Raw genomic sequence first — 24,517 nt, 5'->3', positions numbered from 1 at the left:
GCCGGCCTCAGAGCTTGCTCAGGTCGGGGAAAGGCCGCACCGGGTCCGAGCCGTCCCAGCCCTCGGAAGCGGTGCGGATCATGTCGAACATGGTGCCCTTGGGGCCCAGCACCTCGGAAAGCTCGATGCAGGTGCCGGGGTGATGCTCCTCGGCGAAATAGGCGAAACGCCCGTTCTGGCCAACGCAGCCAGACATCTTAACTGTGAAGCCACGGTCCAGCATTCGTTGCAGGTCGGTCTCGTATTCCGTGGTCCAGAACGCCACGTGCTGCAGCCCGCGCAGGCCCTTCTGCATGTAGTCTCGATACATCGAGGGAACATCGTTGCGGGTCTGGATTAGCTCGACCTGCATGGCGCCGGAATTGGCCAGAGCGACCGAGTTGTGCGGCTGGTAGCTCTGGCCGTCATAGAGGTAGTCCTCGATCGGAACCTGCGGGTTGTAGAACCACGGGCCGACGCCCATGGTCTCGGACCAGTATTTCATGCCCGCCTCGATATCGTCGACGACGTAGCCGAGCTGGCGGATGGGGCCAAGAAGGGTGCTCATTGGGAACCTCAGTTCATCAGGGTTTCGGGAAGCCAGGTGGACAGCGCCGGGACGGCGGAGACCACGAGCAAGGACAGCAGCAGGGGGATGAAGAACGGCATCACTCCGGCGATCACCTGGGTGATCGGCATGCGTGAGATGATCGAGATCATGTAGAGGCTCATGCCAACGGGCGGGGTAAGCAGGCCGATCATCAGGTTCAGCACGAAGACGATGCCCAGCTGCAGCGGATCAACCCCCGCAGCGGTCAGCGCCGGCGCCACGATCGGCGCGATGATCAGGATCGCCGCGATGCTCTCCAGCGCCATGCCGGCAACCAGCAGCAGGATGTTGACCAGCAGGAGCAGAACGACCGGGTTCTCAGAGACGCCGAGCAGCAGCGCCGAGACCTTCATCGGCACCTGGTCAAGGGTCAGGACCCAAGCAAAGAGCGCGGCCGTGGCAACGACGAAGAGGATGTTGGCGCTGGCCTCGACGGTTTCGCGCAGGGCGCCGATCACGGCGCGGCCGCTCAGGCTGCGATAGATCGTGAAACCGATGAAAAGTGCGTAGGCCACCGTGACTCCAGCGACCTCGGTGGGGCCGAAATAGCCGCTTATCAGACCGCCGATGAGCAGCACGGGCGCCAACAGTGCGGGGAACGAGATGAACGCCTTCTTTGCGATCTCGCGCGGTTTGGCGCTGACCTCGTCGCGCGGCAGGCCCTTCACCCGGGCGATGATCGCTACCTGCACCATCAGCAGTGCGGTCAGCAGCAGAGCAGGGACAATGCCGGCCAGCAGCAGCTTCACCGCAGAGACATTGGCGACCGAGGCGTAGATGATGATCGGGATTGAGGGCGGGAAGATCGGCCCGATGGTGGCGGCGGCGACGGTCAGGCCGGCAGCAAACTCCTTGCGGTAACCCTGCGCGGTCATCTGGTTGATTTGAATCGCGCCGAGTGCGCCGATATCGGCCAGGGCCGCGCCTGAAACGCCCGAGAAGATCAGAGAGACGAAGACGCTAACCTGCGCCACGGCGCCCCGGATGCGGCCGAAGAGCATCCGCACGAGATCGAAGAGATGAGTGGTGACGCCGGTGGCGTTGAGCAGCGCCGCGGCGAAGATGAACAGCGGCACCGCAAGCAGTGGCGAGCTGTCGAGCGCGTTGAGGCTGCGCTGGGCCAGAACCGAGACCGGCAGGCCTTCAGTGACGACGACCACGGCGGCCGAAAGGCCGAGGCACACGGCGATCGGCGCGCCGAGTGCGAGCAACACAGCGAAAATGCTCAGAAGGATTAGGCTCATGTGGGTTGTCCGGTCTCGTCGCGGGGATCGTAATAGTCGGCGCTCGGGTCGCGGCGGCGCAGGGCGTCGAGCACCCGGTGATAGGCCACGGCAAAGAGCAGGAGGCTGCCGGTCAGCGCGAGGCTGTAATAGGCCCAGTTCGGCACCCGCAACGCCGGGGTCAGGAACTTGCCTGCGCGCGGCAGGAACTCGGCAAAGCTCCAGAGCATCAGGCTGGCGAAGGCAAGCGTGGCGAGGTCGGCCACCAGCACCATGGCGCGGCGCGGACCGGGTTTCGACATGTCCGGCAGCATGGTCACCGCGACCATGACCTGCCGGCCGGCAAGCGCGGGAACCGAGACGAACACCAGGCCGATGCAGGCGAAGCGCGCAAGCTCGTCCGCCCAGGGCAGGCCCAAGTCGAGGAAGTTGCGCGCCGCCACCTGCAGCACGACGAGCGTGGCCATCAGCGCAAGCAGCGCCATGCCGAGCCAGATGCCCGCGTTGGTGAGCCGCGCGAGAAACGCGCGGCCTGTGGCTTTGGTCGGGGGCGTGCCCGGCATCAGCCGACCGCCGCGATCTTGGCGTAGAGGTCGCCGTATTCGCCGCCGAAACGCTCGTCCACAAGCGCGCCGACCGAGGCGCGGAAGGCCTCGAGATCGAGACCGTCCTCGGCACCGATCACGGTCATGCCGAGATCGCGCAGCTGCTGGGTCTCGGTCTCCTCGTTGTCGAGGATTGCCGCGGTGGCCTTCTCGCGGGTCTGCTGCGCGGCTTCGCGCACCGCGTCCTGCTCGACGCCGGACATGCCCTGCCAGGTGTCCTCGTTCATCACCACGACCTCGGCGTTCGACATGTGGCCGGTAAGCATGAGATGCGACTGCACCTCGTAGAGCTTGACGTTGAGCACCACGTTGACTGGGTTCTCCTGTCCCTGCACGACGCCAGTGGCAAGCGCGGTCGGCACCTCGGACCAGTCGACCGGCACGGCGACGGCGCCCATGCCCTCGACAGCGGTGGTGTAGATCGGGAACGGCACGGCGCGGATCTTGGTGCCCGCAAGGTCCTCGGGCGACATCACCGCCTTGTTGCAGGTCAGGTTCCGACGCCCGAAGTAATGCGCGTAGATAACGCGCACGTTGGCCGCGGCGATCAGCCCCTCGTTCAGCTCCTGCATCACCGGGCTGTCCACGTCGGTCACCTGCATCAGGTGATCCACGTCGCGGTAGAGATACGGCGTGTCGAGCGCAGCGAACGGCTGATAGAGCGAGCCGAGCGCTCCGGCCGTGTTGTGTGAGAATGCGATGGTGCCGAGCGACACCGCCTCGGCCAGCTCCTGCAATTTGCCGAGTTGGCTGTTGGGGAAGACCTGCACCGTGATGTCGCCGCCCGAGCTTTCGCCGAGCGCCTCTGCGAACCAGTCGGCCTGTGCACCGGCGACCGAGGCAACCTCGTTGTTGTGGCCGTAGCGCAGGCTCCTGCCGGCAAGGGCCGGGCGCGCGATGAACGGTGTCGCGAGCGTTCCGGCGCCGGTGAGCAGCAGGCTGCGACGGGACAATCCCTTGGTGGTCTGCATCTGATCTCCTCCCTGAAGGTTTGATGCGTTTTGACGTGTCGTCCGCGAAATATCCGCAAAACTCACGCTGTGCGAATAAATGTTGACGAAGGCTAGCGGTTTGCACCAGCATCAGTCAAAGCAAATAAGATGATGTTTTTTGAGGTTTATTGATGGTCTCAGCCGACCAACATCCTACCCGCGAGCGGCCGCAGCAGGCCGACGTGGCGGCCCGGGCCGGCGTGTCCTTGGCCACCGTCGACCGGGTGCTGAACCGCCGTAAGGGTGTGAAGGAGCGCACCCGGCAGAGGGTGCTCGAAGCTGCGCGCGAGCTGGGCTTCCTCAGCGAGACCGAGGAAGCGCGGCTCGGCAACGCGCGCCCGCTCAACATAGTCGTGTTGCTACCGGCCGGTTCGAATCCTTATCTTCGGCTCCTGGGCGAGCGTCTGCGCGCGCGGCTCGAGGACACCGGCGCGGAAGGGCCGGTGTTACGCTGTTTCTTCATCGAGAGTTTCAGCGCACAGGCGTTGGCCGAGGCGCTGCGCCGCAACGCCGGTTGGGCCGACGGCATCGCCTTCTTCGCCATCGAGCACCCGGTGGTGCGCGAGGCCGCGGCAGAAGTGGCCGCGACGGGCACGCGGCTCGTCTCGATCGTCTCGGATCTCGGCTCGGTCCCGGGGATTCCGCACGTCGGGCTCGACAATCGTGCCGTGGGGCGCACGGCTGGCCTGCTGATCGGCCGACTTTCGGGCGGCAGAGCAGGGGCTGTGGCTTTGGTGGCCGGCTCGCGGCACTACCGCGCCCATTCCGAGCGCGAGGCGGGCTTCCTCAGCATCCAGGAAGAGCTGTTTCCGCAGCTGCGCGTCCACGGCATGCGCGAGGGGCATGACGATGCTGCCGAAAACTACCGGCACACGCTCGCCCTGCTCGAGCAAGTGCCCGATCTTGTCGGGATCTACAATGTGGGAGGCTCATCCGGCGGCATCACTCGCGCTTTGCGCGAACAGGGTCGGCAGGACGTGATTTTCATCGGCCATGGGCTGACGCAAGACACGAGGAGGGCGGTGCTCGAGGGCATGATGGATGCGATCTTCGATCAGGATCCGGATACGTTGCTCGAACGGGCGGTGGCGTGCCTGAATGAATCGACCGCCACCGCCCGGCCTCTGAAGCTCGATATCTATTTCAGCGAAAACCTGCCTTGAGCCTGGCTTCGTTGCTCGGATCCGAGGTCGGCCGGCCTCTGCTGGCACATGCGCGGCGCTCAGCCGGATCAGAGGCTTGCCGGGCGCTTTCTGCTGCTTGGATAGGCCGGGGTCGCAAATTTCGGATGGCGTCGAGGAACGCAGGAGGCTGACGCGTATCGATCGCAGCGAATCTCCAACAAGAGTGCGCGAGGAGCGCATCTTGGAGGGAAGTGTTGCGCAAATCAACGTTGGGTCTGAGGGTCCCCTTTCCCTTGGCCCTTCGGGCGACAGCCTCGGTCCTGGCTCTGCCGAGGGACGAGGCGCGGTTCATGAAGGCGGTGCGGGTCTGAATCTCGGCGGTTTGGCGGTCGGGGTCAAGGGGCATGACCCACTCACCGAGGAGCTTCAGGCGATTCACCTGCGCCTTGACCCGACTTCAAACATCGGAGCCGGTCCACTTCTTCCAGAGTGCCCTGCCGAGGTGCCGAGTTGCGCGCAGGATCTCGTTTCGCGCCAATGTGCGGGGCAGTCTTCTTTCCAGGCGCGTCGGTTCCGGCGGATCGGTATGACGGCGTCGGCGCCGTGCTCGACGATGGCGGTTTGGAATCGGCGTGTGTCGTATACGCCGTCCGCCGTGACCGTGGCGATCTCTTCGTCCTCAGGAATTTGCGACAGCAGGTCTGGCAGCAGGGGGCTGTCGCCCTGGTGGCTTGAGGTGAACTCGACTGCGCGTATGTCCCCGGTCTCCGTGTCCACAGCATATGAACCTTGCGCCATTGCCTCCGGTGGGAGGAGCCATGCCTCCAGGCCAGCCATTCGCCATCGCCACAAAACTTGATGCCGCTGCTGTTGGTAAGCAGGTTCAGGGGCTTGCCCGAGCGGCGACAGGGTATCTGCACGCCGATCCGCGCGTGCCGTCGGGACTGAACCGCCCCGGGTTTGCCGGAGGCTGATTTTCGTTAGTTACGCGGCCATGTCTTCGGTTTCCAGAGCTGCGTAGAAGTTGGCTTCTGCCTCGGCTGGCGGGATATTCCCGATAGGCTCGAAAAGGCGGCGGTTGTTGAACCAGTCGACCCATTCCAGCGTGGCGTATTCAACGGCTTCGAAGCTGCGCCAAGGGCCACGGCGATGGATGACTTCAGCCTTGTAGAGGCCGTTTATGGTCTCGGCCAAGGCATTGTCGTAGCTATCACCGACGCTGCCGACAGAGGGCTCGATGCCAGCTTCGCCCAGCCTCTCAGTGTAGCGAATGGACAAATATTGCGACCCTCTATCGCTATGATGGATCAGACCCATGGCCTTCGTCGGCCGCCGGTCATGGACCGCCTGCTCCAGTGCATCCAAGACGAACCCGGTCTGCGCCGAGGTGCTGGCGCGCCAGCCGACGATCTTGCGTGCGTAAGCGTCGATGACGAAGGCGACATACACGAAGCCCTTCCAGGTGGTGACGTAGTTGAAATCGCTGACCCACAGCATGTTGGGCGCCGGAACCCGGAACTCGCGGTTCACCTTGTCCAGGGGGCACAGCGCTTTCTTGTCGGAGATCGTGGTCCTGTGCGGCTTGCCGCGGATGATGCCTTGAATGCCCATGTCTTTCATGAGCCTTGCCACCGTGCAACGCGCCACATCGAAGCCTTCCCGGACGAGCTGTCGCCAGACCTTGCGGACGCCGTAGACCCGCCAGTTCTCCTCAAATACACGGCGGATCTCGGGGCGCAGTGCAGCATCACGGCGGGCGCGATCCGACAACCGTGTCGGGTCAGCCCGCTTCGCCAAGTGAGAATAGTAGGTGGAGGGGGCAATCGGCAGCACCGTGCAGATCGGCTCGACCCCGTGCGCATCCCTGTGCGCTTCAACGAAATCCACCATTACTTCGACCGGCGGTCGAGCTCCGCCATCGCAAAATAAGCCGACGCCTTGCGCAAGATCTCGTTGGCTTGGCGCAGCTCTCGGTTCTCGCGTTCAAGGGCCTTCATCTTGTCAGCCATGTCACTCGGAATACCGGCGCGATCCCCGCTGTCCACCTCGGCCTTCTTGACCCAGGCGTTCAGCGTATTCGCCGAACATCCGATCTTAGCAGAAATCGAAGTGATCGCCTGCCAGCGAGAGCCATGCTGGCCCTCGTGATTAAGGACCATCCGCACCGCACGCTCGCGCACTTCAGGGGAAAACTTGTTCGTTGTCTTGCTCATGATGCTCCATCCTACTCAAGAGTTGGAGCCTCCGGCAAACCCGGGGTGGTTCATCCCCGCCTTCGCCTCCGCCGAGCATGACGCGGCCGGTGTGCTGGCGCATCCTCCGGATATCGCGCAGTTCATAGTCACGCTGACGGCGCTCACGGTGCTCGCGCTCGACCTCTTCAACCACCTCGCGACGCATCTCAGGAAGCTCCCCGTTCTCGATCATCCTTCCCAGTCGCTCATGGATCATCGACCAGGCTTGCTCATCCCAATCATACTCGTCCGCAGCTGCGATCCTGGTGCAAAGCTCGGATACGACCTCTTCGATGGCTCCGGTGAGACGAAGAACGGAGTGTGCAGAGCAGCTGCCCATCCAGTCGTCACGCCCTTTCAGGGGAAAGCGGCTCGACGAGGGGCTCTCGACATAGAGCCAACCGTCCTTGGCCATCTCTTCAGCGGCCAAGACATGCCCGACCATTTCAGGGATCTGATCCGCCATGAACTTCGGCCACGTGGCCATCGGGGTCTGCGCAATTGCGCGATCAATCGCTGTCTTGAGAACCGGTGTCATTACTGTCTCCCTGTCTGTCTTTCGAGGGACATAGGCAACGGAGAGGCGCATAAAAAAGGAAGCGCAGAAAATGTTAGGCTGGTCATAACAACCGGGTATCATCGGGGCATTGAAGCTCTGAGACACAGGGGATTTGCTATGAAGTTCTTCATTCAAGTGGCTTGCGTCGCCACTGCCTGCGCGCCGGCATTCGCGCAAGACTCCATGACCCGCACCGACATGAGCAATATCGACATGACTGCCGTGCCATCGATCCAAGAGTGGCAGCCGGTCAAAGACACGACGACCCGCGAAGACGTCATCGAGGCACTCGGCTCTGCGGGCTGGCAGTCCGGCGACATTGAGATGCAGCTTCCGAACGTCGAGAGCTACGAGTTCTATGCTCGCCCGTTGGCTCCTGGCACTACTTCATACCTCGCGATACCGAACGCAGATGGAGGACAGCCAATCGAGTTCGCGCCTTCGCTCGCAGCGGGCAGCATCCGTCAAGTGGGTTGGCCGGGAAGTTGGATCGGTGGTCCTTCTCAAGAGGAAATCCGGCAGGAAATCGTAAATGGCATGGAAGCAGCCATTGCGGCTCTCTGCGAGATGCAGGCCAGGCCGAACACGATCCGCGCTCAGGCATCAGCATTTGGAATCGTCGAAATCGAGGCGACTTGGAGTTCGGCCGAAGTCTGCGAGCCGTAGAGCCGACGTGCAGAAGATTTCCACGGTGGAAACTCCGAGGGCGGCCCCGAAGGGTCGCCCTTGTCAGAATGGGACTGCGCCCTGCCGCGCTTAGCCCATTTTTTGAAGTTTCGAAACGAGTTCATCCAGTCTGTCGCGATGCTTTCTCTCAACCGAGTCCGTGCTCAGTGCCACGATCAAGTAATCAAGAACTTGTTCTCTCTTCTCCTCAGGAATGTCGCTCGCGGACGATGCCGCGAGGCTTTCATTAAACTTCTGAGCATCGTCAGCAGATATTTGGTGTTCACCCTCAAGGGCGAAGAATTCAGAAGTCTTCAAGCGAAGCCTCGTTTCTATTGGAGATGTCCTTCATTGGCACACTTGGGTGGCGTGCCGCGGGTGGCGAAGCGTCGCACTGAGACGGACCAGCTGCACGAATTCCTGAACATCTGCATCGAGCGTGATGCGGACGCCGTCTGCCCGGCCGGCACGCTGTATCGCGCCTTCACGAAGTTCGCCGACCTGAACTCGCTTCCCGAGCTGACCAAGACGGCGTTCGGTCTCAAGCTGAAGGACCGTGGCATCGTGAACGACGAGGACGCCTCGAAGCGCTTCCGCAAGACCATGAAGGCCGGCGTCCGCCTGACCCCAGCGGGTGAGGCATACCTTTCGGGCAACTTCCCGACCCCGATCGACGGCGTGATCGAGGGCGGCTTCGTCTACCGGATCGACACCAAGACCAACCGCGCAAAGTCCGTTTCGGAACTGACATATGAAATCCGCGAGGCTGTCGACAAGGACTGCCATGGCATGATCCCTCCGGTCGGCCGGAAGATCGCGACGCGCGTCGGCACATTTGAACGTCTTGAGTGAGAGTTCCCGGCCCAGCGGGCAAACCGGGATCTACCTGAACTGCCCCCGCTTCGGCGGGGGCTTTTTTCTCCACGGAGGGCTGTTCCTCATGTTACCGGTGTCTGAATTCTAAACGATTCTGGGGAAGTGATTTGAGGAAAACTGCACACTACCGGCGCGCCGATCACGTCTTGGGTGAAGAGCTTACCCTTCAGCAGGCTCTCGGCCACTGCCAAGACCAATATCCTGATGATTCAGACGAATTCCCGGTGTTCGAGTTCAAGAACGGCGTAGATTGCTACATAGCTCGCCATTCCCAGATGGACGGGCGGGAATTCATTCATCTGGTGACCTTCGAGCGGGGTGCTGGTGCTGCCGTGATCGAGACGCTCCAGCGCGCTGGCGTGAACGAAGAGCCGGCACCTCAGGCGAAACAGTTCATCCAGTCTCAGGTCTTCATGCTGTGCTCGAACGACGACATCATCTGGACCTCGCACAACCAGCCGCTCCGCGACAGCGCGATCAGCGTCCTGATCAATCAGCTGATCGAAACCTTCGGCGGCTTCAATCAGGCGCCGAACTACATGCTCCTCGCGACCTTGGATGAAAACCGGTTCCGGGCCCTCATGCGGGAAGGAATAGAGGAGATCGACCTAAACGTCGGCGGGTATCGTGAGACCTTGGAGTATCTGATCAACAACGGGCAGATCGAGCGAGCGGGTATCTTCTCTGTGCTGAAATCCTTGGGCACAAACGACGTTTCCCAGGAGGAGCGCGAGGCGGCGGAGAAGATCAACGCGCGGCTGACGCTCAGGCCCGGACGGGACTGGGACAACCTCCACGTCAAAGAACTGCTTTCGGACATGGCGACGGACGTCCTCGACGAGGATCTCGACGATGGTTTCGCGATTGTCACCAAGAGCGGGCTACGGATCACACGCGACACCGTCCGGGTGAAAGATGACTTCAACGTCGACGGGAACCGCCGCGTCGTAGATGTCGTCCAAGTTAGAACTGGCCTTGACGCTGCATACGCCGAATTCCGGCGTATGGGTGTCCTCGAGCGCTGATGAGACGCCTGGCGCCTGGCAAGATCGTCCTGCTGGCCATCGTCCTGATCGTGCCCGGTATCGGCGTCTATTTTGGCATGGGGGACGCCTTGCGGGCCTCCGAGAAGCCTGCTGAATACATCGGCGTAATCTACTCCATCCTGGCTGCATCCCTGTTCGCAGTGGTCTCGATCGTTGGCGATCCGAGCATGCTTATGCCGGGTAATTGGCGTCAGGCTTGGCAGGATGCGAAGGACGTTCAGCTACGCTTGATGCGCCTCACCTACCTGTTCGTTCTCTACCTCATCGTTCTCGCATTGCTCGTCGCAAGTGAGATCATCGAGCACGCGAAGCTGGAATCCTGGTATATCGTCCATGATGTGTTCGCGTATCTCGCGACAGCTGCCTTCCTCGTGTCGCTCTGGCTCCCTTTCGAAATAAAGGAGATCCAGATTCTTCGGCTTGAGCAGGAGATCAAGGCGCGGCGGGAAAGGCCGAGATAGACCCTTGCTTACGCACGTCCCTAAAACGGTTTGCATTCACTGCGGCGTCGACCTCGAGACGGTAAAATCGAACAAGGACCATGTGCCTTCTCGGTCGCTTCTTTCTGGATCGCCGCCCCCCGATCTCCCAGTCATTCGCATCTGCGAGGCCTGCAACTCGTCATTCTCGAGCGATGAACCCTACCTGGTCTCATTTCTCGGCCTGATCGCGGAGGGTAGTGCTCGAGTGAACAAGAAGGCGTGGGGCCATGCGAGCAAGGTGCTCGACTCCGATTTCCGCCTTCAGGACGATCTTGACGCAAGGTTGTCGGTTGTGAACCAGCGAGACGGAGGTCAACGCGTTGCCGTCGAGCCAGATGCGGGGATCATCAATCGGGTGATTGAGAAGAACGCGAGAGGGCACATCGCGATCGAGGCGGGGCTGACCGCGCGATCTGATCCAAAGATCTCCTTTGCGTCTCTTCAAAGCTTGCCGCCGGCTGGCCGTGAGCTGTTCCACAAGGGTCCGTCATGGCGCGTGGTTGAACCGGACCTCTACCGATACGTGGTGATCACTGAGCCGATTCTGATCGTTCGCGCGGTGATTTGGGAATTTCTGGCGACCGAGGCCATGTGGCCAGCTTAACCGGTGCTCAACCATTCGATGGCAAGGTTGCTTCCATGCAGCTCATCGAACTCCTTCGCACTCTCCCCCTCAAGGAGACCACCCGTCCCGGCGAACGGGTCTATCGGTGGGGAGACGAGCTCGCGGTGATACTGCTTGACAGCGGTGAGATCGGGCAGTTCGCAACTTTCGGGTGTTGGAGTCGCCGAGACGTAGAAGATGCTGTGCGCAGCTTGGTGTAGCTACACCACAGGTAGGGTGCGGCCCCTACGCTTTCCTCAGGATGTTGTCAATATGTTCTTGTAACCAGACTCGATCTCTGGCTTTATCCCGGTCAAGAAAAGAATCCGGGGAGAGGCATGTCAGGCGAGCAACAAGCACCAAGAATCCGACCATCAGTCGAGCTCTTCGCGGGCGCGGGAGGCCTTGGTATCGGCCTGGCTCAGGCCGGGTTCGAGCCCAGTATGGTGGTCGAGTTCAACAAGTGGTGCTGCGAGACCCTGCGTGAGAACCGCAACGTCCTCGCTGAGCCCGAGGCGGAACCTCATGTGGAGCCAGAGACCTGGCGCGTGGTCGAGGGCGACATTCGCAAGGTCGACTTCAAGCCATTCGAAGGGAAGCTCGAAATCATCTCGGGCGGCCCCCCGTGCCAGCCTTTCTCCCTGGGCGGCCGGCATCGCGCCTATGACGATGCGAGGGACATGTTCCCGCAGGCTGTGCGGGCTGTGCGTGAGGCTCGCCCCAGGGCCTTCATTTTCGAGAACGTCAAAGGCCTCACCCGAGCGTCCTTCCACGACTACTATACCTACATCCAGCTCCAGCTCGAACACCCCGAGATCACTTCTGGGGATGGCGAAACATGGACGCAGCACCGAGCCCGCCTTGAGCAGCATCACACATCGAACATCCGAACCGGGCTGAACTACCGGGTCCTGCCGCGGCTTTTGAACGCGGCCGAATACGGTGTGCCCCAGCGCCGCGAACGTGTTGTGTTCGTAGGCTTCCGGGATGACTTCAATGCGCGTTGGACGTTGAGCGACGGAAAACATTCCCAGGAGGCGCTGGTTTGGGACCAGCTGTTCGGCGACTACTGGGACCGGCACAAGGTCGCGAAGAAGGATCGTGTGCTCGAAGGGCGGGCGTCGCAGATGTCGAAGCGCCTCTCTAGGGACGAGAAGCCGGACACGCTGCCTTGGCGCACCACTCGTGACGCGATCGCGGATCTCCCCGATCCGGAGAAGGTGCCTCATCAGGCTGCGAAGATCCACAATCACCGCTACCAACCCGGGGCAAAGATCTACCCGGGCCACACCGGCAGCTACCTCGACGAGCCCAGCAAGACACTGAAGGCGGGCGTCCATGGCGTGCCTGGCGGCGAGAACATGCTGCGCCGCGCCGACGGATCGGTGCGCTACTTCTCGACCAGGGAGGCCGCGCGCCTTCAGACGTTTCCGGATCATTATCGACTGCATGGCGCCTGGACGGAGTGCATGCGCCAGATCGGTAACGCGGTTCCGGTTGAGCTGGCGAGAGTGGTCGGCGAGAGCGTTGCGAAGCAGCTCGACGAGGCGGCGTAATGCCGGGCTTCGCGGAGCTCGAGTTCGACCTCCCGGGTGCGCTTCTGACGGCCATCTTGGAGCGTCTTGAAGGGATGGACGCAGCTGATTTGACCACAGCAAATGCTCTGACGATTCCTGAGGAACAAGGGGTATACGCGCTCTACCTCAAAGCGGATAACCGCCTCGTCTATATCGGAAAGACAGACAGCGATGCTGGCCTTCGACATAGATTAACACGACATGCCCGAAAGATTGTGGGACGTCGCAACATTGACCCGAACGACGTGGCCTTCAAAGCTATCCGGCTGTTCGTGTTTACCGCCATGGACTTAGAAGCCGCGCTTATCCAACATTTCGGTGGCGTTGGCGCAGTCGCGTGGAATAACTCGGGGTTCGGCTCGAATGACCCAGGGCGAAAACGGGACACGTCCGACTATAAGGCCGATCATTTCGACGCCCAGTATCCCATTGAACTGGACGAAGAGTTCGTGGCGTTTGAACCCGGCGATTATCCAGTGGCTGAGATCATGCAGAGGCTGAAGGATGGTCTTCCCTACACTCTTCGGTTCCAGCGTCCTGGGCGGAAGTCCTACCACGCCGACTTCACCAATACGGTCGTAACGATCGCTCAGCCTGGAATGACGGCACGGGAAGTGCTCGCCCTCTGTGGCAGGAATCTCCCAGCTGGGTGGCATATAACCGCCCTTCCAAGTCACATCATCTCCTACAAAGGCGACCGCAACGTCTACGACCACGGACACGAGATCGCCCGAACTTGACCCGCCCGCCAATGACTCGCTCGGAGGTCATGTCCCGGGTGCGCCACAAGGACACCAAGCCCGAGATGGTCATCCGGCGCGGCCTGCACGCGCGCGGTTTCCGGTATCGTCTGCACGACAAGAAGCTGCCCGGCCGGCCTGACATCGTGCTGCCGCGTTGGCGCGCTGCGGTGGAGGTTCGAGGCTGCTACTGGCACGGACACGAGGGCTGCGGCCGCATGCCGAAGACCCGGCAAGAATTCTGGGGCCCGAAGATCGCCGGTAACCGAAAGCGGGATGCCCGGAATGAGGCTGCCTTGCGCGACGCTGGATGGCGGCTTCTGATCGTCTGGGAGTGCTGCCTGGTCGGCACCGGTCGATGGGACCGTGAAGAGCTCCTCGAACGCGTCGCCGACTGGGTTCGCGGCGGCGATGGGTTCGCCGAACTCGAGGGTTCGCGCCCCGCCTGACATTTCCGTCGAGATCCGCCGGGGCCTACCTCCTTGAAAAGGAGGCCGGGCAGTGGCGAAAACCGATCAGAAACAGTTCCAGGCAGCATGGGCGAAGGCGTGGCTCGAGGAGGGCGACGAGAACGCGCGCATGCTTCTGGTCGAAAGCTGCATGGGTCTCGTGCGCAAGGCGGCCATGGCGCTGCTCTGGACCGATCTGGACTGGGACGACCTCGAAGCGGAGGGGGTCGCGGCTCTTTACGAGGCGACGGCCATCTATCGGCCGGAGAGCGGCGAATTCTCGGCATGTGCGTTTATCACGATCAGGCGGCGCATGTTCGAGCTTGCGCTGTCGTCCGGCTCGGCGGTGACATCGCCAAGGAGCCGGGTTGAGCGGAAGCTGCGGTATCATCTCCGGAAAAAGATGGCCGTGCACGAGGATGCCGGAATGTCTCCGGGGCAGGCTTTGGAGGCTGCGGCGGAGGACTTGGGCGTGCCGCTCGAGGCGGCAGCTGCACATCTGGCGGCGCGTTCGCCCGTGAGCTTGTCGGTGCCGCCATCCGGCGATGATGAGGAGCGGGGTTTGCAGATCGCCGCCGCGGATCGCCCGTCGGAAGATGCGATCGATCAGGACCAGGGCCGAACCCGGCGCATCCTGACTGAAATCTTCGCCGGCCTCGGTGACCTTGAACGGGATATCCTGACGCGGCGCCTGGTCCCGCGTCGGCCGGTGTCTCTCGAGACCCTCGCCGCCGAATACGGCATGACTCGGGAGCGGATCGGGCATGTCCAGCGGGAAGGCATGCGGCATGTGCGGCTCGAACTCGAGCGGCGCGGTTTGGAGTTGGAGGATTTGCTGTGAGTCCGGATTTCTGAACGGACGCCGCCGGGCCTAATTCCTGTCCAGCTCAACGAATGGAGGCAGGAATGAGCAAGACGATTACACTGACAGATACGAGCCTGAAGGAGATTATCCGGATGGCAGTCAAAATGGGGTCGATGAACCTCGGTGCGAAACAGGATCGCTTGGTGAAGGCGGTCTTCGAGGAGGCTGAGGAAAAGGCCGAGGATGTGATCATCCGAAAGCCGATCAAGTTCGACATCAGCACCGAGGGACTCGAGCTGATCGAGCCGAAGGCTGGGTGCGTCGTTCCGGAGAGCGAAATCAACATCATCGGTGGCAACGATCCCCACAGGATGGTCAACGTCGAGATCACAGCGGAGGTTTGCGAGAGCAAGATCGACATGATGAAAAGCCGGACCAGTCGCTTCGACGAGCACGACCTGAAAAGGGGCGAGGCCGAATACCTCCTCCGACGCCGCACAGCCTCTTGTGTGACGCCCGACCTCCCGAAAACTGCACGGGAAAGCCTGATCCGGCCTGGCTCCGATAGAGAGCAGCGACACCACACCACCGCCGGGAAACTGCCTTGCGCATGTCAGCGACGATTTTGCTCTCGGGGTTGACCTTGCTCACGACCGCACCCCCGCAGCGCGCAACTCACCTCGTGCGAACCTTTCGGCCACGTCGTCGCCCTCTCGCAGGGCGCGGTTCGAAGAGCGGGCTGGACGTCATCTCCAAGAGCCCGGCGCACTACCTTCATAGCCGGACGGTGGAACGGAAAGCACCGACTGCGGCTCAGCGTATCGGCACGATTGCTCACGCCCTGATCCTTGAGCCGGAGACCTTCTGGCACCTCTACGCGGCGCCCTTCGAGGCTCCTGAGGGCGCGCTCGATACGGTGCCGGAACTGAAGGCGCGGCTCAAAGAACTCGGCGAGAAGGTCGCGTCGTCGGCGAAGAAGTCGGACCTCATCGAGCAGCTCCTCCCGGCCGACCCGGGCGCCGTCATTCTCGAGATCGAGCGCGCCAAGCACGCAGTCGACGTCGGCGACAAGGAGATTATCACCGCCGACGAACTCGCCCAGGCCGAGGGGATGCGCGATGCAGTCATGGCGCATCCGAAGGCCGCCGGTCTTCTCGCGGCAGGTTCCGGAGTGGCTGAGCTTTCGTGCTACTGGACCGACCCTGGGACGGGCGTTCTGTGCCGGTGTCGGCCGGAGTTCTTTCGCGCGGATGGCGTGATCGTCGACCTCAAGACCTGCCTCGACGCGTCGCCGGAAGGCTTCCAGAAGTCGATCGAGAAGTGGCGCTATCACGTCCAGCACGCCTACTACATGGACGGCGTTGCCCAAGCGATCGAGCAGTCCGGAAGCGACCGCGAAACGCCGACGCATTTCGTCTTCATCGCCGTCGAGAAGACCGCCCCCTACGCGGTTGGGGTCTATGTCCTCGGCCCCGAGGATGTCGCGATCGGTTGCCGCGAATACCGCCTGGATCTCGCGCGCTACGCCCAGTCCATGAGCACCGGAAAGTGGCCAGCCTACAGCGACAAGATTGAGGCGATCAGCCTAACTGAGTGGCGCCTCCGTCGCGAAGAATACGAACTCGAAGAAGCCTGAGAAGGAGAAGAAGAATGGCGAAAATCGACATCACCAAAACCATGGTCGGCAAGACCGATCAACTGAACGCATACGACTTGCTGTCACCGCCGCGCCGGCATTCGCGACCGTCGCACAGTATGCAGCGCGCTATACGGAAAAGGCGTGCAAAGACCCCGGGCAGCGTTCCGCACTCTCACACAGCAAGTGGTATCTCGGCTGGGTCGACTGCCAGACCGCAGGTATCCTTGGCGCATGGTCCGGGCTCTACCGCGATAGCTACGATCTCGAGATGTCCCGGGCTCAGGACTACGACGCTGACGATCCGCGCCGGGCCTACTTCGCTTGCCGGTCCGAAGCATACTACCTCGGCGTCGACTACTATGACCGACACCGCGTCGACAGCGTCGCAGACTACCTCGCCAAGGCGAGCAACGCCGTCGCCGCCGCCCTCTCACGCTGCTGACCCCAACCGACTCCGAACTTGACCAGACCCCCGGCCAACGCGCCGGGGGTTTTCATTTCGCTCTTCCTGTTTTTAGCCAAGATAGCCTTCATGATCGATCCATACGACTGGCCAAACCCGCCGCTGCAAATCGTCGATGCAGACTACACGCAGCTCCCGACCTACGACCCATACCTTGACGGCCCCCGGAGACCGCCTTGGGTGATCCGCGTCATAGAGTGCTGGGCCTGGGGTTATATCCCGATCGCGACGAACTGGCATCATGTGCACAACCCGGGCAGCTACTGGCCAGCATTCGACCTCGACGGAATCGAGTGGATGTGGCGCAACGACGGCGCCGGGGTCTGGACGCTGGTCCAGCTGCTCGATGCGGATCTCGAGCAGGAAGAGTTCGAGATTGGTGATCCGCGGGGAAGGGTGCGAGACTTCTGATCAGCGCACGCCGTAGCATTTCCTGTAGCAAAAACTGTAGCAACTTCGAGGTGTCGCTGCTCCGGAAACCCCTTATTCCCTTAGTTTATTGGCCATCAGAGAAGGTCTGCTACTGAAAAATGGTGCCCGGGGGCGGAATCGAACCACCGACACGAGGATTTTCAATCCACTGCTCTACCCCTGAGCTACCCGGGCACTGGGTGAAGGGCGCTGCCCCTCGGGTGGAGGCGAGATAGCCGAGGCGGATGGTGGTGTCCAGAGGCCAAAGGCGAAAAAATCACCTCGCCGTGCAGAAATCCGCAAGCAGCTTCTCTCCGCCGGAAGAGCGCGCTACATCTGCGCCATGACGCGCGCCTTCACATCCCTATCCGATATGCTCCACCACGGCTTTGACACCGTCATCGACGTGCGCAGCCCGGCGGAATTCGCCGAGGACCACGTGCCCGGCGCCATCAGCCTGCCGGTGCTCGACAACGAGGAACGCGCCCGGGTGGGCACGATCTACAAGCAGGAAAGCCCGTTCCTCGCCCGCAAGCTCGGTGCGGCGCTGGTGTTCCGCAATGCCGCCGCCCATATCGAGGGGCCGTTGGCGCATCACGAGGGCGGCTGGCGGCCGCTGGTCTATTGCTGGCGGGGCGGGCAGCGTTCTGGCTCGTTCGGCTGGATGCTGCAGCAGATCGGTTGGCGCGCCGAGGTGGTGCAGGGGGGCTACAAGACCTACCGGCGCCTCGTCACCAAGGCGCTCTACCAGGATCCTCTGCCGCACCGCTTCGTGCAGCTCGGCGGCTATACCGGCACCGCGAAGACGGCGCTTCTGCCGCGGCTGGCGGCGCGCGGGGTACAGGTGATCGACCTCGAAGGCCTCGCCCGGCACCGCGGCTCGCTGCTGGGAGAGATGCCCGGAGGCCAGCCGAGCCAGAAATGGTTCGAGACCTGCCTCGCGCAGGACCTGTCGCGCCTCGACCCGGAGCGCCCGGTGCTGGTCGAGGCCGAGAGCAGCAAGATCGGGAAGATCCTGCTGCCGCCATCGCTCTGGGATGGCATGAAGCAGGCGCCGTGGATCGAGGTGGCCGCGCCGCTCGACGCGCGGGCGGCCTATCTCGACGCGGCCTATGACGACATCCTGTCGCACGGGGCGCGGCTCAAGGAGCAGCTGGCGCCGCTGCGCTTCCACCGCGGCCACGCGCTGGTCGACCGGTGGGAAGCGCTGATTGATGCCGGTGAGCGGCTGGCGCTCTGCCGGTCTCTGGCCGCCGACCACTACGATCCGGCCTACGAGAAATCCATGTCGGCGATGACGCCGGAGGTGCTTCGGCGCTTCGAGACGCCGACGCTGGACGCGGCCGGTCTCGATGCGCTGGCGGACCGCATCGCCGAGGCGTTTCACGCGATGGAGATCTGACCGGGCCAGTCGCCGTCGATGCACCCAATCACCGCCGCCTCGAAGCCCGCCGCGCGCAGCTCGGCGACGCGGGCCGCGCCCTCGGGGATCGCCGCGAGCAGGCCGCCTGCGGTCTGCGGGTCGAAGAGGAGGTCGGCGAGGGGGGACTCCTGTGTCACGCCGGGCACGGCCTCGCGGTTCTTGGGGTAGAGCGTCGAGCGGATGCCTTGCGTCGAAAGCGCCAGCGCCCCGGGCAGCAGCGGGATGGCGTCGAGCGTGAGCGTGGCACTGACGCCCGAGGCCATGCAGATCCCGTGCAGATGACCGGCAAGCCCGAAGCCGGTGACATCGGTCATGGCGTGCGCCTCCTGCAGGATCGCTGCCGCGTCGCCCTGCGGGCGGGTCATGCTGGCCAGCGCCGCGGCCACCCACGCGCCCCGCGCCGCGCCCTGCATCTCGGCGGCCATAAGAACCCCTGAGCCCAGCGGTTTGGTCAGCACCAGATCGTCGCCGATCCGCGCGCCTCCGAGGGTGATGGCCGGGCGCTCGCAAAGGCCGGTGAGCGTGAGGCCGATGGTCATCTCGTCGCCCATCGAGGAATGCCCGCCGACGATCTCGGCGCCGCTGTCGCGCAGGATCTCCGACGCGGCAGTGAGGATCTCGGTGAGGGTGCGCTGCGCCAGCGCTTCGGACATGCGGGGCAGGGTGAGGCTGGCAGTCGCGGCCTGAGGCGCCGCGCCCATGGCCCAGATGTCGCCAAGGGCGTGCACGGTGGCGATGCGGGCCATCACCACCGGGTCCTCCACGAAGGCGCGCAGGTGATCGGTGGTCATCACTTGCCGGGTGCCGCCGGTCAGCAGCAGCGCCGCGTCGTCGCCGGGCAGCGCGGTCACGTCGGCGCGGGCGGGCGCGGGCAGGTGGGCGAGCGCGGCGGAGAGCGCATCGCGCCCGACCTTGGCGCCGCAGCCGCCGCACATCGGCTTGTCCCCGAGCGCCTCGCGGCTGCCGGCGGCGCGGGGGCTGGGCAGCGGCGGCAGGGCCATCTGCGGCAGGTCGCGGAACTTGCGCATGAAGCTCTGGTCGATGTGATCCTTCCAGCGCCACAGGGCGGGCCCGGAGAGGGCAAGGCCGAAACGGTCGGCAAGGGCGGATTTCTCGCCCAGCGAGATCAGTTTGAGGTAGTCCCGCTGCGGGCGATACGGGCGCGGCGTGCCCTCGCCCGCGAGGCGTTTGCGCAGGTTGTCGAAGAGGACGGGCGTCTGACGCACGGCGAACACCCCGGCCTTGGGGCGCGGCGTCTTCATCATGTGGGCGCAATCGCCGGCGGCGAAGATGTCGGGGTCCGAGCTTTGCAACGTGGGCGAGACGTCGACGAAGCCGTCGGTGAGCGCGAGGCCGGTCGCCTCGAGCCAGCCATGCGGGCGGGCGCTGGCGGCGCCGGTGATGAACTGCGCCTTGATCTCGCCGCCATCGGCGAGGCGCAGGCCCTCCGCGGTGACCTCGGTGATCCTTGCCTGCTCGTGCAGGGTGACGCCTTGGGCCGTCAGCGCGGCGCGCAGCTTGGACGCGGCTTGCGGGCGCAACGCCGAGAGGGCGGCGCCGTTGTCGACGAGGTGTACCTTGGCGGCGCGGCCGCGTGTGCGCAGGGCGAAGGCCATCGCCGCGGCCAGCTCTGCACCGGCGACGCCGCCGCCGATCACCGCCACCGAGGCAGGGCCGGAGCCGTCGCGGTAGGTGTCCCAGGCCGCGGCAAAGGGGCCGAGGGGCTTGGCCGGCACGGCGTGCTCGGCAAAGCCCGGCAGGTCGGGCATGGCAGAGGTGATGCCGATGTCGATCGAGGCCACGTCATAGCCCACCGGCGGACGGCCCGGCACGTGGATCTGGCGGGTGCTGCGGTCGATGCCGGAGGCCGCGCCGAGGATCACCCGGGCGCCGGCGAAGCGGGCGAGTTGCACGAGGTCGATATCGAGCGCGTCACGCTGGTAATGCCCGGCGACGAAGCCCGGGAGCATCCCGGAATAAGGCGCGGTGGGGCCGGGGTTGATCACCGTCAGCCGGGCGCCGGGCAGCGGGGTCATGCCCCACATGCGCAGCACCAGCGCGTGGCTGTGCCCGCCGCCGATCAGCACGAGGTCGCGGGTGAGGGGCAGGGCTGGGGTCTTCATCGGGCGCACTCCGGACTGGATCGGGAGGCATGTAGCATGTGGCGGGCGCGGCGCCCATGCGCCTTGTCGCGCTGGGTGGCGGGGTGGGGAGGGGCGCTGCCCCTCTGCCGCCGGGGGCGGCATTCACCCCGGGATATTTCTGGCCAGAAGAAGACAGGGGCGCGCGTGGCTTGCGGCGGGCGCGGGGTTTGTTAACACTCGAACGGGTTTCCCCGTGGAGGACAGACCGTCATGGCGCTGGATCAGACCGGCTTTCCGATCATTCGCACTGCCGGCATCGACGGGATGCTGGTGAGCTTCGGCGATCGGCTGGACGAGGCGGCGAACCGGGCCGCAATCGCCTTTCGCGCCGAGGTCGCGCGGGCCGCTTGGGAGGGGGTGCAGGAAAGCTCGTCCTCGCTAGTGTCGTGCTATCTGCGGTTCGATCCTCTGGCGCTGTCGCATCACGATCTCGAGGCGCGGTTGCGCGCGCTGATGGCATCGCGCGACTGGTTGCAGGCGGATCTGCCCGCGGGGCGGCGCCTGCACCGGATCCCCACGGTCTATGGCGGGGCTCTGGCGCCGCAGCTGGGCGAGGCGGCCTCGGAGGCGGGGCTTTCGGAGCTTCAGGCGGTTGAGATGCTCTCGCAGGCGCGGGTGCGGGTCACGGCGCTGGGGTTCGCGCCGGGGCAGCCCTATCTCGGGCTGCTGCCCGAGGTCTGGGACATCCCGCGCCAGTCGGCGCTCACCCCGCAGGTGCCGAAAGGGGCTCTGGTGCTGGCGATCCGGCAGCTGGTGCTGTTCGGCGTGACCGCGCCCACGGGCTGGCGCCATGTCGGCCAGACCGCGGTCGAGCTGTTCCGGCTGGGCGAGGAACGGCCGTTCCTGCTGGCGCCCGGGGACGAGGTGATCTTCCCGGCGGTGAGCGAGGCGGAGTTCGAGACGCTGCGCGGCGCGCCGGGCGGTGGCGCAAGCTGGGAGGCGCTGGAATGAGCCGCGAGCTGATCGTGCACCGCGCCGGGCCGGCGCTCAGCCTGCAGGATCACGGGCGCCCGGGCTGGATCACCTATGGCCTGTCGCGCGGCGGCGCCATGGACCGGCTGGCGCTGGCCGAGGGCGCGGCGCTGCTGGGCCAGCCGCAGGGCGCGGCGCTGGAGATGGGCGGCATGGGCGGGCGCTTCGAGGCGGGCGAGGACATACGCATCGCGCTGACCGGAGCGCCGATGCGCGCCACGCTCGACGGCGCCCCGCTGCTCTGGCACGCGGCGCATCTGCTTCCCAAGGGCGCGGTGCTGGAGATCGGGCCGGTGACCAGCGGCGCCTATGGTTATCTCAGCGTGGGCGGCGGCTTTGCCGAGCCGGAAATCCTCGGCGCGCAATCGGCGCATCTGACCGCCGGGCTCGGCGCGCCGGTCGGCGACGGCGCGCGGCTGGCGGTGGGCCCCGACGGGGGCGGCGAGACCGGGTGCAAGCTCGCGGTCGATGAGCGCTTCTGTGGCGGCACGTTGCGGGTTGTCGAGAGCCTGCAGACCGCGATGTTCTCGGAGGCGCAGCGGGCGCGCTTCGGCGAAGAGGGCTTCACCCGCGACAACCGCGCCAACCGCATGGGGGTGAAGGTCAACCCCGACGGCGAGGGCTACGGGGTCGAGGGCGGCCTGTCGGTGGTCTCGGAGGTGATCTCGCCCGGCGACATCCAGATGACCGGCGACGGCGCGCCCTTCGTGCTGATGGCCGAGAGCCAGACCACCGGCGGCTATCCACGGCTCGCCACGGTGATTCCCGCCGACCTGCCGCGCGTGGCGCAGGCGCCGGCCGGCGCGCGGCTGGCGTTTCGCTGGATCACGCTGGACGAGGCGCTGGGCGTCGAGGCGGGCTATCGCCGCCACATGGCCGAGCTGCACCGAAAGGTGGCGCCGGTGGTGCGGCACCCGGGCGACGTGCCCGATCTTCTCTCGCACAAGCTGGTGAGCGGGTTCTCCAGCGGCGATTATCACGACCATTGAGAAAGGCTTTCACATGACATCGGTGGATCTGAACGCGGATATGGGCGAGAGCTTCGGCCCGTGGGTGATGGGGCAGGACGCGGCGCTGCTCGAGGTCATCACCTCGGCCAACATCGCCTGCGGCTTCCATGCCGGGGACCCGGACGTGATGGCCCAGACCATGGCGACCGCGGTGGCGCGTGGCACTGGCATCGGCGCGCATCCGGGGTTTCCCGACCTGCAGGGCTTTGGACGGCGCAAGATGCAGCTGTCGCACGACAGCCTGCGCAACCTCGTCGCCTACCAGTTCGGCGCGGCCCGGGCGATGGCCCATGCGGCGGGCGGCGCGGTGCGGCACCTCAAGCTGCATGGCGCGCTGGCCAACATGTGCGCGGCGGACGAGGGCATGGCGCGGGCGGCTTACGAGGGGGCGCTCTCGGTCGATCCCGAGATCATCGTGATGGTGCTGGCGGCCACCGCGCAGCAGCGCGCGGTCGAGGCACTGGGCTGCCGCTGGGCGGGCGAGATCTTTGCTGACCGCGCCTATAACGACGACGCCACGCTGGTCGACCGGTCGCTGGAGGGCGCGGTGATCCACGACGCCGAGCTGGCGGCGCGGCGGATGGTGGCAATGGTGCAGGCCGGCGCGATCATCACCGAAAGCGGCAAGAAGATTCCGGCGGCGGTGGACACGATCTGCCTGCATGGCGACGGCAAGACCGCGCTGGACATCGCGCGCCACGTACGTCGCGCGTTGGAGGCGGCGGGCGTGACGCTCGAGGTGTTCCAGGGGCGGTGGGGCGCGGTCTGAGGCGGGGCGCCGCTCGAGCTTTGCCGGAGCGGGCAGGGCCGTCGCAGGCATGGGGGTGCTGCCGTCTGTCCCTCCGGGGGTGCGCTCCTAGGAGAAGAGAGGGGGCTCTGCCCCCTCTTGGCGCGACGCGCCAATTCACCCCCGAGGTATTTCTGAACCAAAGAAGCCATGAGCGCCGCGTCCCTGGCTTCTCTTCGTCAAAAATACTCCCGCCGGAGGCGTCGGCGCGTGCCGCGGGCGCCGTGGCCGGGCTTGCGGGGGCGGGGGGTGCTGGGCTATAGCGCTGAGCGAAGTTTCAACACCACGTTTCAAAGGCAAGGGGCATCCATGGCCGGCCATTCCAAATGGGCAAACATCCAGCACCGCAAGGGCCGCCAGGACGCGGTGCGCGCGAAGCTGTTCTCGAAATTCTCCAAGGAGATCACCGTCGCCGCCAAGATGGGCGACCCCGATCCCGACAAGAACCCGCGCCTGCGCCTCGCGATCAAGGAAGCCAAGTCGCAGTCCATGCCCAAGGACAACATCGAGCGCGCCATCAAGAAGGCGTCCGGCGGCGAGGGCGACGATTACGAGGAAATCCGCTACGAGGGCTACGGCCCGAACGGCGTGGCTGTGATCGTCGAGGCGATGACCGACAACCGCAACCGCACCGCCTCGAACGTGCGCTCGACCTTCACCAAGAACGGCGGCAACCTCGGTGAGACCGGCTCGGTGGCGTTCATGTTCGAGCGCAAGGGCGAGATCGTCTACCCCCTCGATGCCGGCGATGCCGACACGGTAATGATGGCCGCGATCGAGGCCGGGGCCGAGGACGTGGAGAGCTCGGAAGACGGCCACGTGATCTACTGCGCCGACAGCGATCTCAACGAGGTGGCGACCGGGCTCGAGGCCGAGCTGGGCGAGTCGGAAAGCACCAAGCTGATCTGGAAGCCGACGACCACCACCGAGCTCGATCTCGACTCGATGCAGTCGCTGATGAAGCTGGTCGATGCGCTCGAGGATGATGACGACGTGCAGCGCGTCACCACCAATTTCGAAGCCTCCGACGAGGTCATGGCGCAGCTCTGAGCCGCGCCGGCTGAACGACACGAGAAAGGCCCGGGAGGTACCGCCTC

26 protein-coding genes, 1 tRNA gene, 1 pseudogene and 1 other annotated feature are annotated in these 24,517 nt (G+C 64.5%); of the genes and pseudogenes, 19 read left to right on the top strand and 9 right to left on the bottom strand.

Features of this window, described 5'->3' with window-relative positions; genetic code table 11:
• Window positions 1–7: 7 nt before the first annotated feature.
• The 4 genes from LCM15_RS07305 to LCM15_RS07290 are packed head-to-tail and all read right to left on the bottom strand — an operon-like array spanning window position 8 to window position 3,388.
• A complete protein-coding gene (locus tag LCM15_RS07305; protein WP_224854937.1) occupies window positions 8–547 on the bottom strand; it encodes a VOC family protein in 540 nt (179 codons plus the stop codon).
• A gap of 8 nt (window positions 548–555) precedes the next feature.
• Window positions 556–1,833, bottom strand: a complete 1,278-nt coding sequence (locus tag LCM15_RS07300) for a TRAP transporter large permease (protein WP_224854935.1) — start codon at window positions 1,831–1,833, stop codon at window positions 556–558.
• The gene (locus LCM15_RS07295) at window positions 1,830–2,375 is read right to left on the bottom strand and encodes a TRAP transporter small permease (protein ID WP_224854933.1); all 546 of its coding nucleotides are present in this window, start codon (window positions 2,373–2,375) and stop codon (window positions 1,830–1,832) included. Before LCM15_RS07295 ends, LCM15_RS07300 begins: the two co-directional genes overlap by 4 nt.
• Entirely contained in the window at window positions 2,375–3,388 is a 1,014-nt protein-coding gene (locus LCM15_RS07290) for a TRAP transporter substrate-binding protein (protein ID WP_224854931.1), read from the bottom strand. The genes LCM15_RS07295 and LCM15_RS07290 overlap by 1 nt, the downstream gene beginning before the upstream one ends.
• Before the next feature lie 152 nt (window positions 3,389–3,540).
• On the opposite strand from LCM15_RS07290, the gene LCM15_RS07285 reads away from it, so the two are divergent.
• Window positions 3,541–4,572, top strand: a complete 1,032-nt coding sequence (locus LCM15_RS07285) for a LacI family DNA-binding transcriptional regulator (protein WP_224854929.1) — start codon at window positions 3,541–3,543, stop codon at window positions 4,570–4,572.
• A 265-nt stretch (window positions 4,573–4,837) separates the two neighbouring features.
• Here LCM15_RS07285 and LCM15_RS07280 read toward each other — a convergent pair.
• The 3 genes and pseudogenes from LCM15_RS07280 to LCM15_RS07270 all read right to left on the bottom strand — a co-directional run.
• A pseudogene (locus tag LCM15_RS07280) lies at window positions 4,838–5,474 on the bottom strand (IS5 family transposase); the annotation flags it as partial.
• Window positions 5,475–5,517: 43 nt separating this feature from the next.
• Window positions 5,518–6,746, bottom strand: a protein-coding gene (locus LCM15_RS07275) for an IS3 family transposase (protein WP_224854927.1) whose coding sequence is annotated in 2 segments (ribosomal slippage) — window positions 5,518–6,458 and window positions 6,458–6,746 — 1,230 coding nt in all. Because the reading frame shifts where the segments join, the coding sequence is not laid out codon by codon here.
• Window positions 6,349–6,465 (bottom strand) — a sequence feature (AL1L pseudoknot). It overlaps the preceding gene by 117 nt.
• Window positions 6,715–7,305, bottom strand: a complete 591-nt coding sequence (locus tag LCM15_RS07270) for a hypothetical protein (protein ID WP_224854925.1) — start codon at window positions 7,303–7,305, stop codon at window positions 6,715–6,717. Before LCM15_RS07270 ends, LCM15_RS07275 begins: the two co-directional genes overlap by 32 nt.
• Window positions 7,306–7,443: 138 nt before the next feature.
• On the opposite strand from LCM15_RS07270, the gene LCM15_RS07265 reads away from it, so the two are divergent.
• From LCM15_RS07265 to LCM15_RS07205, 13 genes are all read left to right on the top strand, one after another.
• Entirely contained in the window at window positions 7,444–7,992 is a 549-nt protein-coding gene (locus LCM15_RS07265) for a hypothetical protein (protein ID WP_224854923.1), read from the top strand.
• Between the two features lie 60 nt (window positions 7,993–8,052).
• Complete coding sequence (locus tag LCM15_RS07260; protein WP_224854922.1) at window positions 8,053–8,844, top strand: hypothetical protein; 792 nt, start codon at window positions 8,053–8,055, stop codon at window positions 8,842–8,844.
• A gap of 131 nt (window positions 8,845–8,975) precedes the next feature.
• On the top strand, window positions 8,976–9,893 hold the full coding sequence (locus LCM15_RS07255; RefSeq protein ID WP_224854920.1) for a hypothetical protein: 918 nt from the start codon (window positions 8,976–8,978) through the stop codon (window positions 9,891–9,893).
• Window positions 9,893–10,375, top strand: coding sequence for a hypothetical protein (locus tag LCM15_RS07250; RefSeq protein ID WP_224854918.1), 483 nt, complete (start codon window positions 9,893–9,895; stop codon window positions 10,373–10,375). The genes LCM15_RS07255 and LCM15_RS07250 overlap by 1 nt, the downstream gene beginning before the upstream one ends.
• A gap of 4 nt (window positions 10,376–10,379) precedes the next feature.
• Window positions 10,380–11,000 carry a hypothetical protein gene (locus LCM15_RS07245; protein WP_224854916.1) on the top strand — a complete coding sequence of 207 codons (621 nt, stop codon included), beginning with the start codon at window positions 10,380–10,382 and terminating at the stop codon, window positions 10,998–11,000.
• Between the two features lie 338 nt (window positions 11,001–11,338).
• Window positions 11,339–12,556 carry a DNA cytosine methyltransferase gene (locus LCM15_RS07240; protein WP_224854914.1) on the top strand — a complete coding sequence of 406 codons (1,218 nt, stop codon included), beginning with the start codon at window positions 11,339–11,341 and terminating at the stop codon, window positions 12,554–12,556.
• Complete coding sequence (locus tag LCM15_RS07235) at window positions 12,556–13,317, top strand: GIY-YIG nuclease family protein (protein WP_224854912.1); 762 nt, start codon at window positions 12,556–12,558, stop codon at window positions 13,315–13,317. Before LCM15_RS07240 ends, LCM15_RS07235 begins: the two co-directional genes overlap by 1 nt.
• 11 nt (window positions 13,318–13,328) lie before the next feature.
• A complete protein-coding gene (locus tag LCM15_RS07230; protein WP_224854910.1) occupies window positions 13,329–13,766 on the top strand; it encodes a very short patch repair endonuclease in 438 nt (145 codons plus the stop codon).
• Between the two features lie 52 nt (window positions 13,767–13,818).
• The gene (locus LCM15_RS07225) at window positions 13,819–14,607 is read left to right on the top strand and encodes a sigma-70 family RNA polymerase sigma factor (protein WP_224854908.1); all 789 of its coding nucleotides are present in this window, start codon (window positions 13,819–13,821) and stop codon (window positions 14,605–14,607) included.
• Between the two features lie 65 nt (window positions 14,608–14,672).
• Window positions 14,673–15,212 (top strand): hypothetical protein, encoded by a 540-nt coding sequence (locus LCM15_RS07220; protein ID WP_224854906.1) that lies wholly within the window; start codon window positions 14,673–14,675, stop codon window positions 15,210–15,212.
• Window positions 15,182–16,207 carry a PD-(D/E)XK nuclease-like domain-containing protein gene (locus LCM15_RS07215; protein ID WP_224854904.1) on the top strand — a complete coding sequence of 342 codons (1,026 nt, stop codon included), beginning with the start codon at window positions 15,182–15,184 and terminating at the stop codon, window positions 16,205–16,207. Before LCM15_RS07220 ends, LCM15_RS07215 begins: the two co-directional genes overlap by 31 nt.
• 271 nt (window positions 16,208–16,478) lie before the next feature.
• Entirely contained in the window at window positions 16,479–16,652 is a 174-nt protein-coding gene (locus LCM15_RS07210; protein ID WP_224854902.1) for a hypothetical protein, read from the top strand.
• Between the two features lie 90 nt (window positions 16,653–16,742).
• On the top strand, window positions 16,743–17,084 hold the full coding sequence (locus LCM15_RS07205; protein WP_224854900.1) for a hypothetical protein: 342 nt from the start codon (window positions 16,743–16,745) through the stop codon (window positions 17,082–17,084).
• Window positions 17,085–17,204: 120 nt separating this feature from the next.
• On the opposite strand, the gene LCM15_RS07200 is transcribed toward LCM15_RS07205, so the two are convergent.
• Window positions 17,205–17,279 (bottom strand) — tRNA-Phe (locus LCM15_RS07200).
• A gap of 148 nt (window positions 17,280–17,427) precedes the next feature.
• On the opposite strand from LCM15_RS07200, the gene mnmH reads away from it, so the two are divergent.
• Window positions 17,428–18,486: a tRNA 2-selenouridine(34) synthase MnmH gene (gene mnmH, locus LCM15_RS07195; RefSeq protein ID WP_224854898.1), complete on the top strand. Its 1,059-nt coding sequence runs from the start codon at window positions 17,428–17,430 to the stop codon at window positions 18,484–18,486.
• On the opposite strand, the gene selD is transcribed toward mnmH, so the two are convergent.
• Entirely contained in the window at window positions 18,468–20,630 is a 2,163-nt protein-coding gene (gene selD / locus LCM15_RS07190) for a selenide, water dikinase SelD (protein ID WP_224854896.1), read from the bottom strand. The genes mnmH and selD overlap by 19 nt on opposite strands.
• A gap of 231 nt (window positions 20,631–20,861) precedes the next feature.
• Between selD and LCM15_RS07185 the strand changes: the two genes are divergently transcribed.
• From LCM15_RS07185 to LCM15_RS07170, 4 genes are all read left to right on the top strand, one after another.
• Window positions 20,862–21,602: a 5-oxoprolinase subunit B family protein gene (locus LCM15_RS07185; RefSeq protein ID WP_224854894.1), complete on the top strand. Its 741-nt coding sequence runs from the start codon at window positions 20,862–20,864 to the stop codon at window positions 21,600–21,602.
• Window positions 21,599–22,612, top strand: a complete 1,014-nt coding sequence (locus tag LCM15_RS07180; RefSeq protein WP_224854892.1) for a biotin-dependent carboxyltransferase family protein — start codon at window positions 21,599–21,601, stop codon at window positions 22,610–22,612. The genes LCM15_RS07185 and LCM15_RS07180 overlap by 4 nt, the downstream gene beginning before the upstream one ends.
• Window positions 22,613–22,625: 13 nt before the next feature.
• Window positions 22,626–23,402 (top strand): LamB/YcsF family protein, encoded by a 777-nt coding sequence (locus LCM15_RS07175; RefSeq protein ID WP_224854884.1) that lies wholly within the window; start codon window positions 22,626–22,628, stop codon window positions 23,400–23,402.
• A 327-nt stretch (window positions 23,403–23,729) separates the two neighbouring features.
• A complete protein-coding gene (locus LCM15_RS07170) occupies window positions 23,730–24,470 on the top strand; it encodes a YebC/PmpR family DNA-binding transcriptional regulator (protein WP_224854882.1) in 741 nt (246 codons plus the stop codon).
• The last annotated feature ends 47 nt before the right edge of the window (window positions 24,471–24,517 follow it).

The organism is Salipiger bermudensis (assembly GCF_020171625.1).
Taxonomy (GTDB): domain Bacteria; phylum Pseudomonadota; class Alphaproteobacteria; order Rhodobacterales; family Rhodobacteraceae; genus Salipiger; species Salipiger bermudensis_B.
This window is presented reverse-complemented; position numbering and strand designations above follow the sequence as displayed.

Excerpts from the sequence above, each read along its gene's own strand:
- LCM15_RS07185 (WP_224854894.1), top strand. The coding sequence starts at position 20,862 with ATGGCGCTGGATCAGACCGGCTTTCCGATCATTCGCACTGCCGGCATC.
- LCM15_RS07170 (WP_224854882.1), top strand. The coding sequence starts at position 23,730 with ATGGCCGGCCATTCCAAATGGGCAAACATCCAGCACCGCAAGGGCCGC.
- LCM15_RS07205 (WP_224854900.1), top strand. The coding sequence starts at position 16,743 with ATGATCGATCCATACGACTGGCCAAACCCGCCGCTGCAAATCGTCGAT.
- LCM15_RS07290 (WP_224854931.1), bottom strand. The coding sequence starts at position 3,388 with ATGCAGACCACCAAGGGATTGTCCCGTCGCAGCCTGCTGCTCACCGGC.
- LCM15_RS07230 (WP_224854910.1), top strand. The coding sequence starts at position 13,329 with ATGACTCGCTCGGAGGTCATGTCCCGGGTGCGCCACAAGGACACCAAG.
- LCM15_RS07215 (WP_224854904.1), top strand. The coding sequence starts at position 15,182 with ATGTCAGCGACGATTTTGCTCTCGGGGTTGACCTTGCTCACGACCGCA.
- LCM15_RS07250 (WP_224854918.1), top strand. The coding sequence starts at position 9,893 with ATGAGACGCCTGGCGCCTGGCAAGATCGTCCTGCTGGCCATCGTCCTG.
- LCM15_RS07175 (WP_224854884.1), top strand. The coding sequence starts at position 22,626 with ATGACATCGGTGGATCTGAACGCGGATATGGGCGAGAGCTTCGGCCCG.
- LCM15_RS07300 (WP_224854935.1), bottom strand. The coding sequence starts at position 1,833 with ATGAGCCTAATCCTTCTGAGCATTTTCGCTGTGTTGCTCGCACTCGGC.
- LCM15_RS07285 (WP_224854929.1), top strand. The coding sequence starts at position 3,541 with ATGGTCTCAGCCGACCAACATCCTACCCGCGAGCGGCCGCAGCAGGCC.
- LCM15_RS07305 (WP_224854937.1), bottom strand. The coding sequence starts at position 547 with ATGAGCACCCTTCTTGGCCCCATCCGCCAGCTCGGCTACGTCGTCGAC.
- LCM15_RS07265 (WP_224854923.1), top strand. The coding sequence starts at position 7,444 with ATGAAGTTCTTCATTCAAGTGGCTTGCGTCGCCACTGCCTGCGCGCCG.
- LCM15_RS07235 (WP_224854912.1), top strand. The coding sequence starts at position 12,556 with ATGCCGGGCTTCGCGGAGCTCGAGTTCGACCTCCCGGGTGCGCTTCTG.
- LCM15_RS07220 (WP_224854906.1), top strand. The coding sequence starts at position 14,673 with ATGAGCAAGACGATTACACTGACAGATACGAGCCTGAAGGAGATTATC.
- LCM15_RS07240 (WP_224854914.1), top strand. The coding sequence starts at position 11,339 with ATGTCAGGCGAGCAACAAGCACCAAGAATCCGACCATCAGTCGAGCTC.
- LCM15_RS07295 (WP_224854933.1), bottom strand. The coding sequence starts at position 2,375 with ATGCCGGGCACGCCCCCGACCAAAGCCACAGGCCGCGCGTTTCTCGCG.
- LCM15_RS07270 (WP_224854925.1), bottom strand. The coding sequence starts at position 7,305 with ATGACACCGGTTCTCAAGACAGCGATTGATCGCGCAATTGCGCAGACC.
- selD (WP_224854896.1), bottom strand. The coding sequence starts at position 20,630 with ATGAAGACCCCAGCCCTGCCCCTCACCCGCGACCTCGTGCTGATCGGC.
- LCM15_RS07210 (WP_224854902.1), top strand. The coding sequence starts at position 16,479 with ATGTCCCGGGCTCAGGACTACGACGCTGACGATCCGCGCCGGGCCTAC.
- LCM15_RS07180 (WP_224854892.1), top strand. The coding sequence starts at position 21,599 with ATGAGCCGCGAGCTGATCGTGCACCGCGCCGGGCCGGCGCTCAGCCTG.
- mnmH (WP_224854898.1), top strand. The coding sequence starts at position 17,428 with ATGACGCGCGCCTTCACATCCCTATCCGATATGCTCCACCACGGCTTT.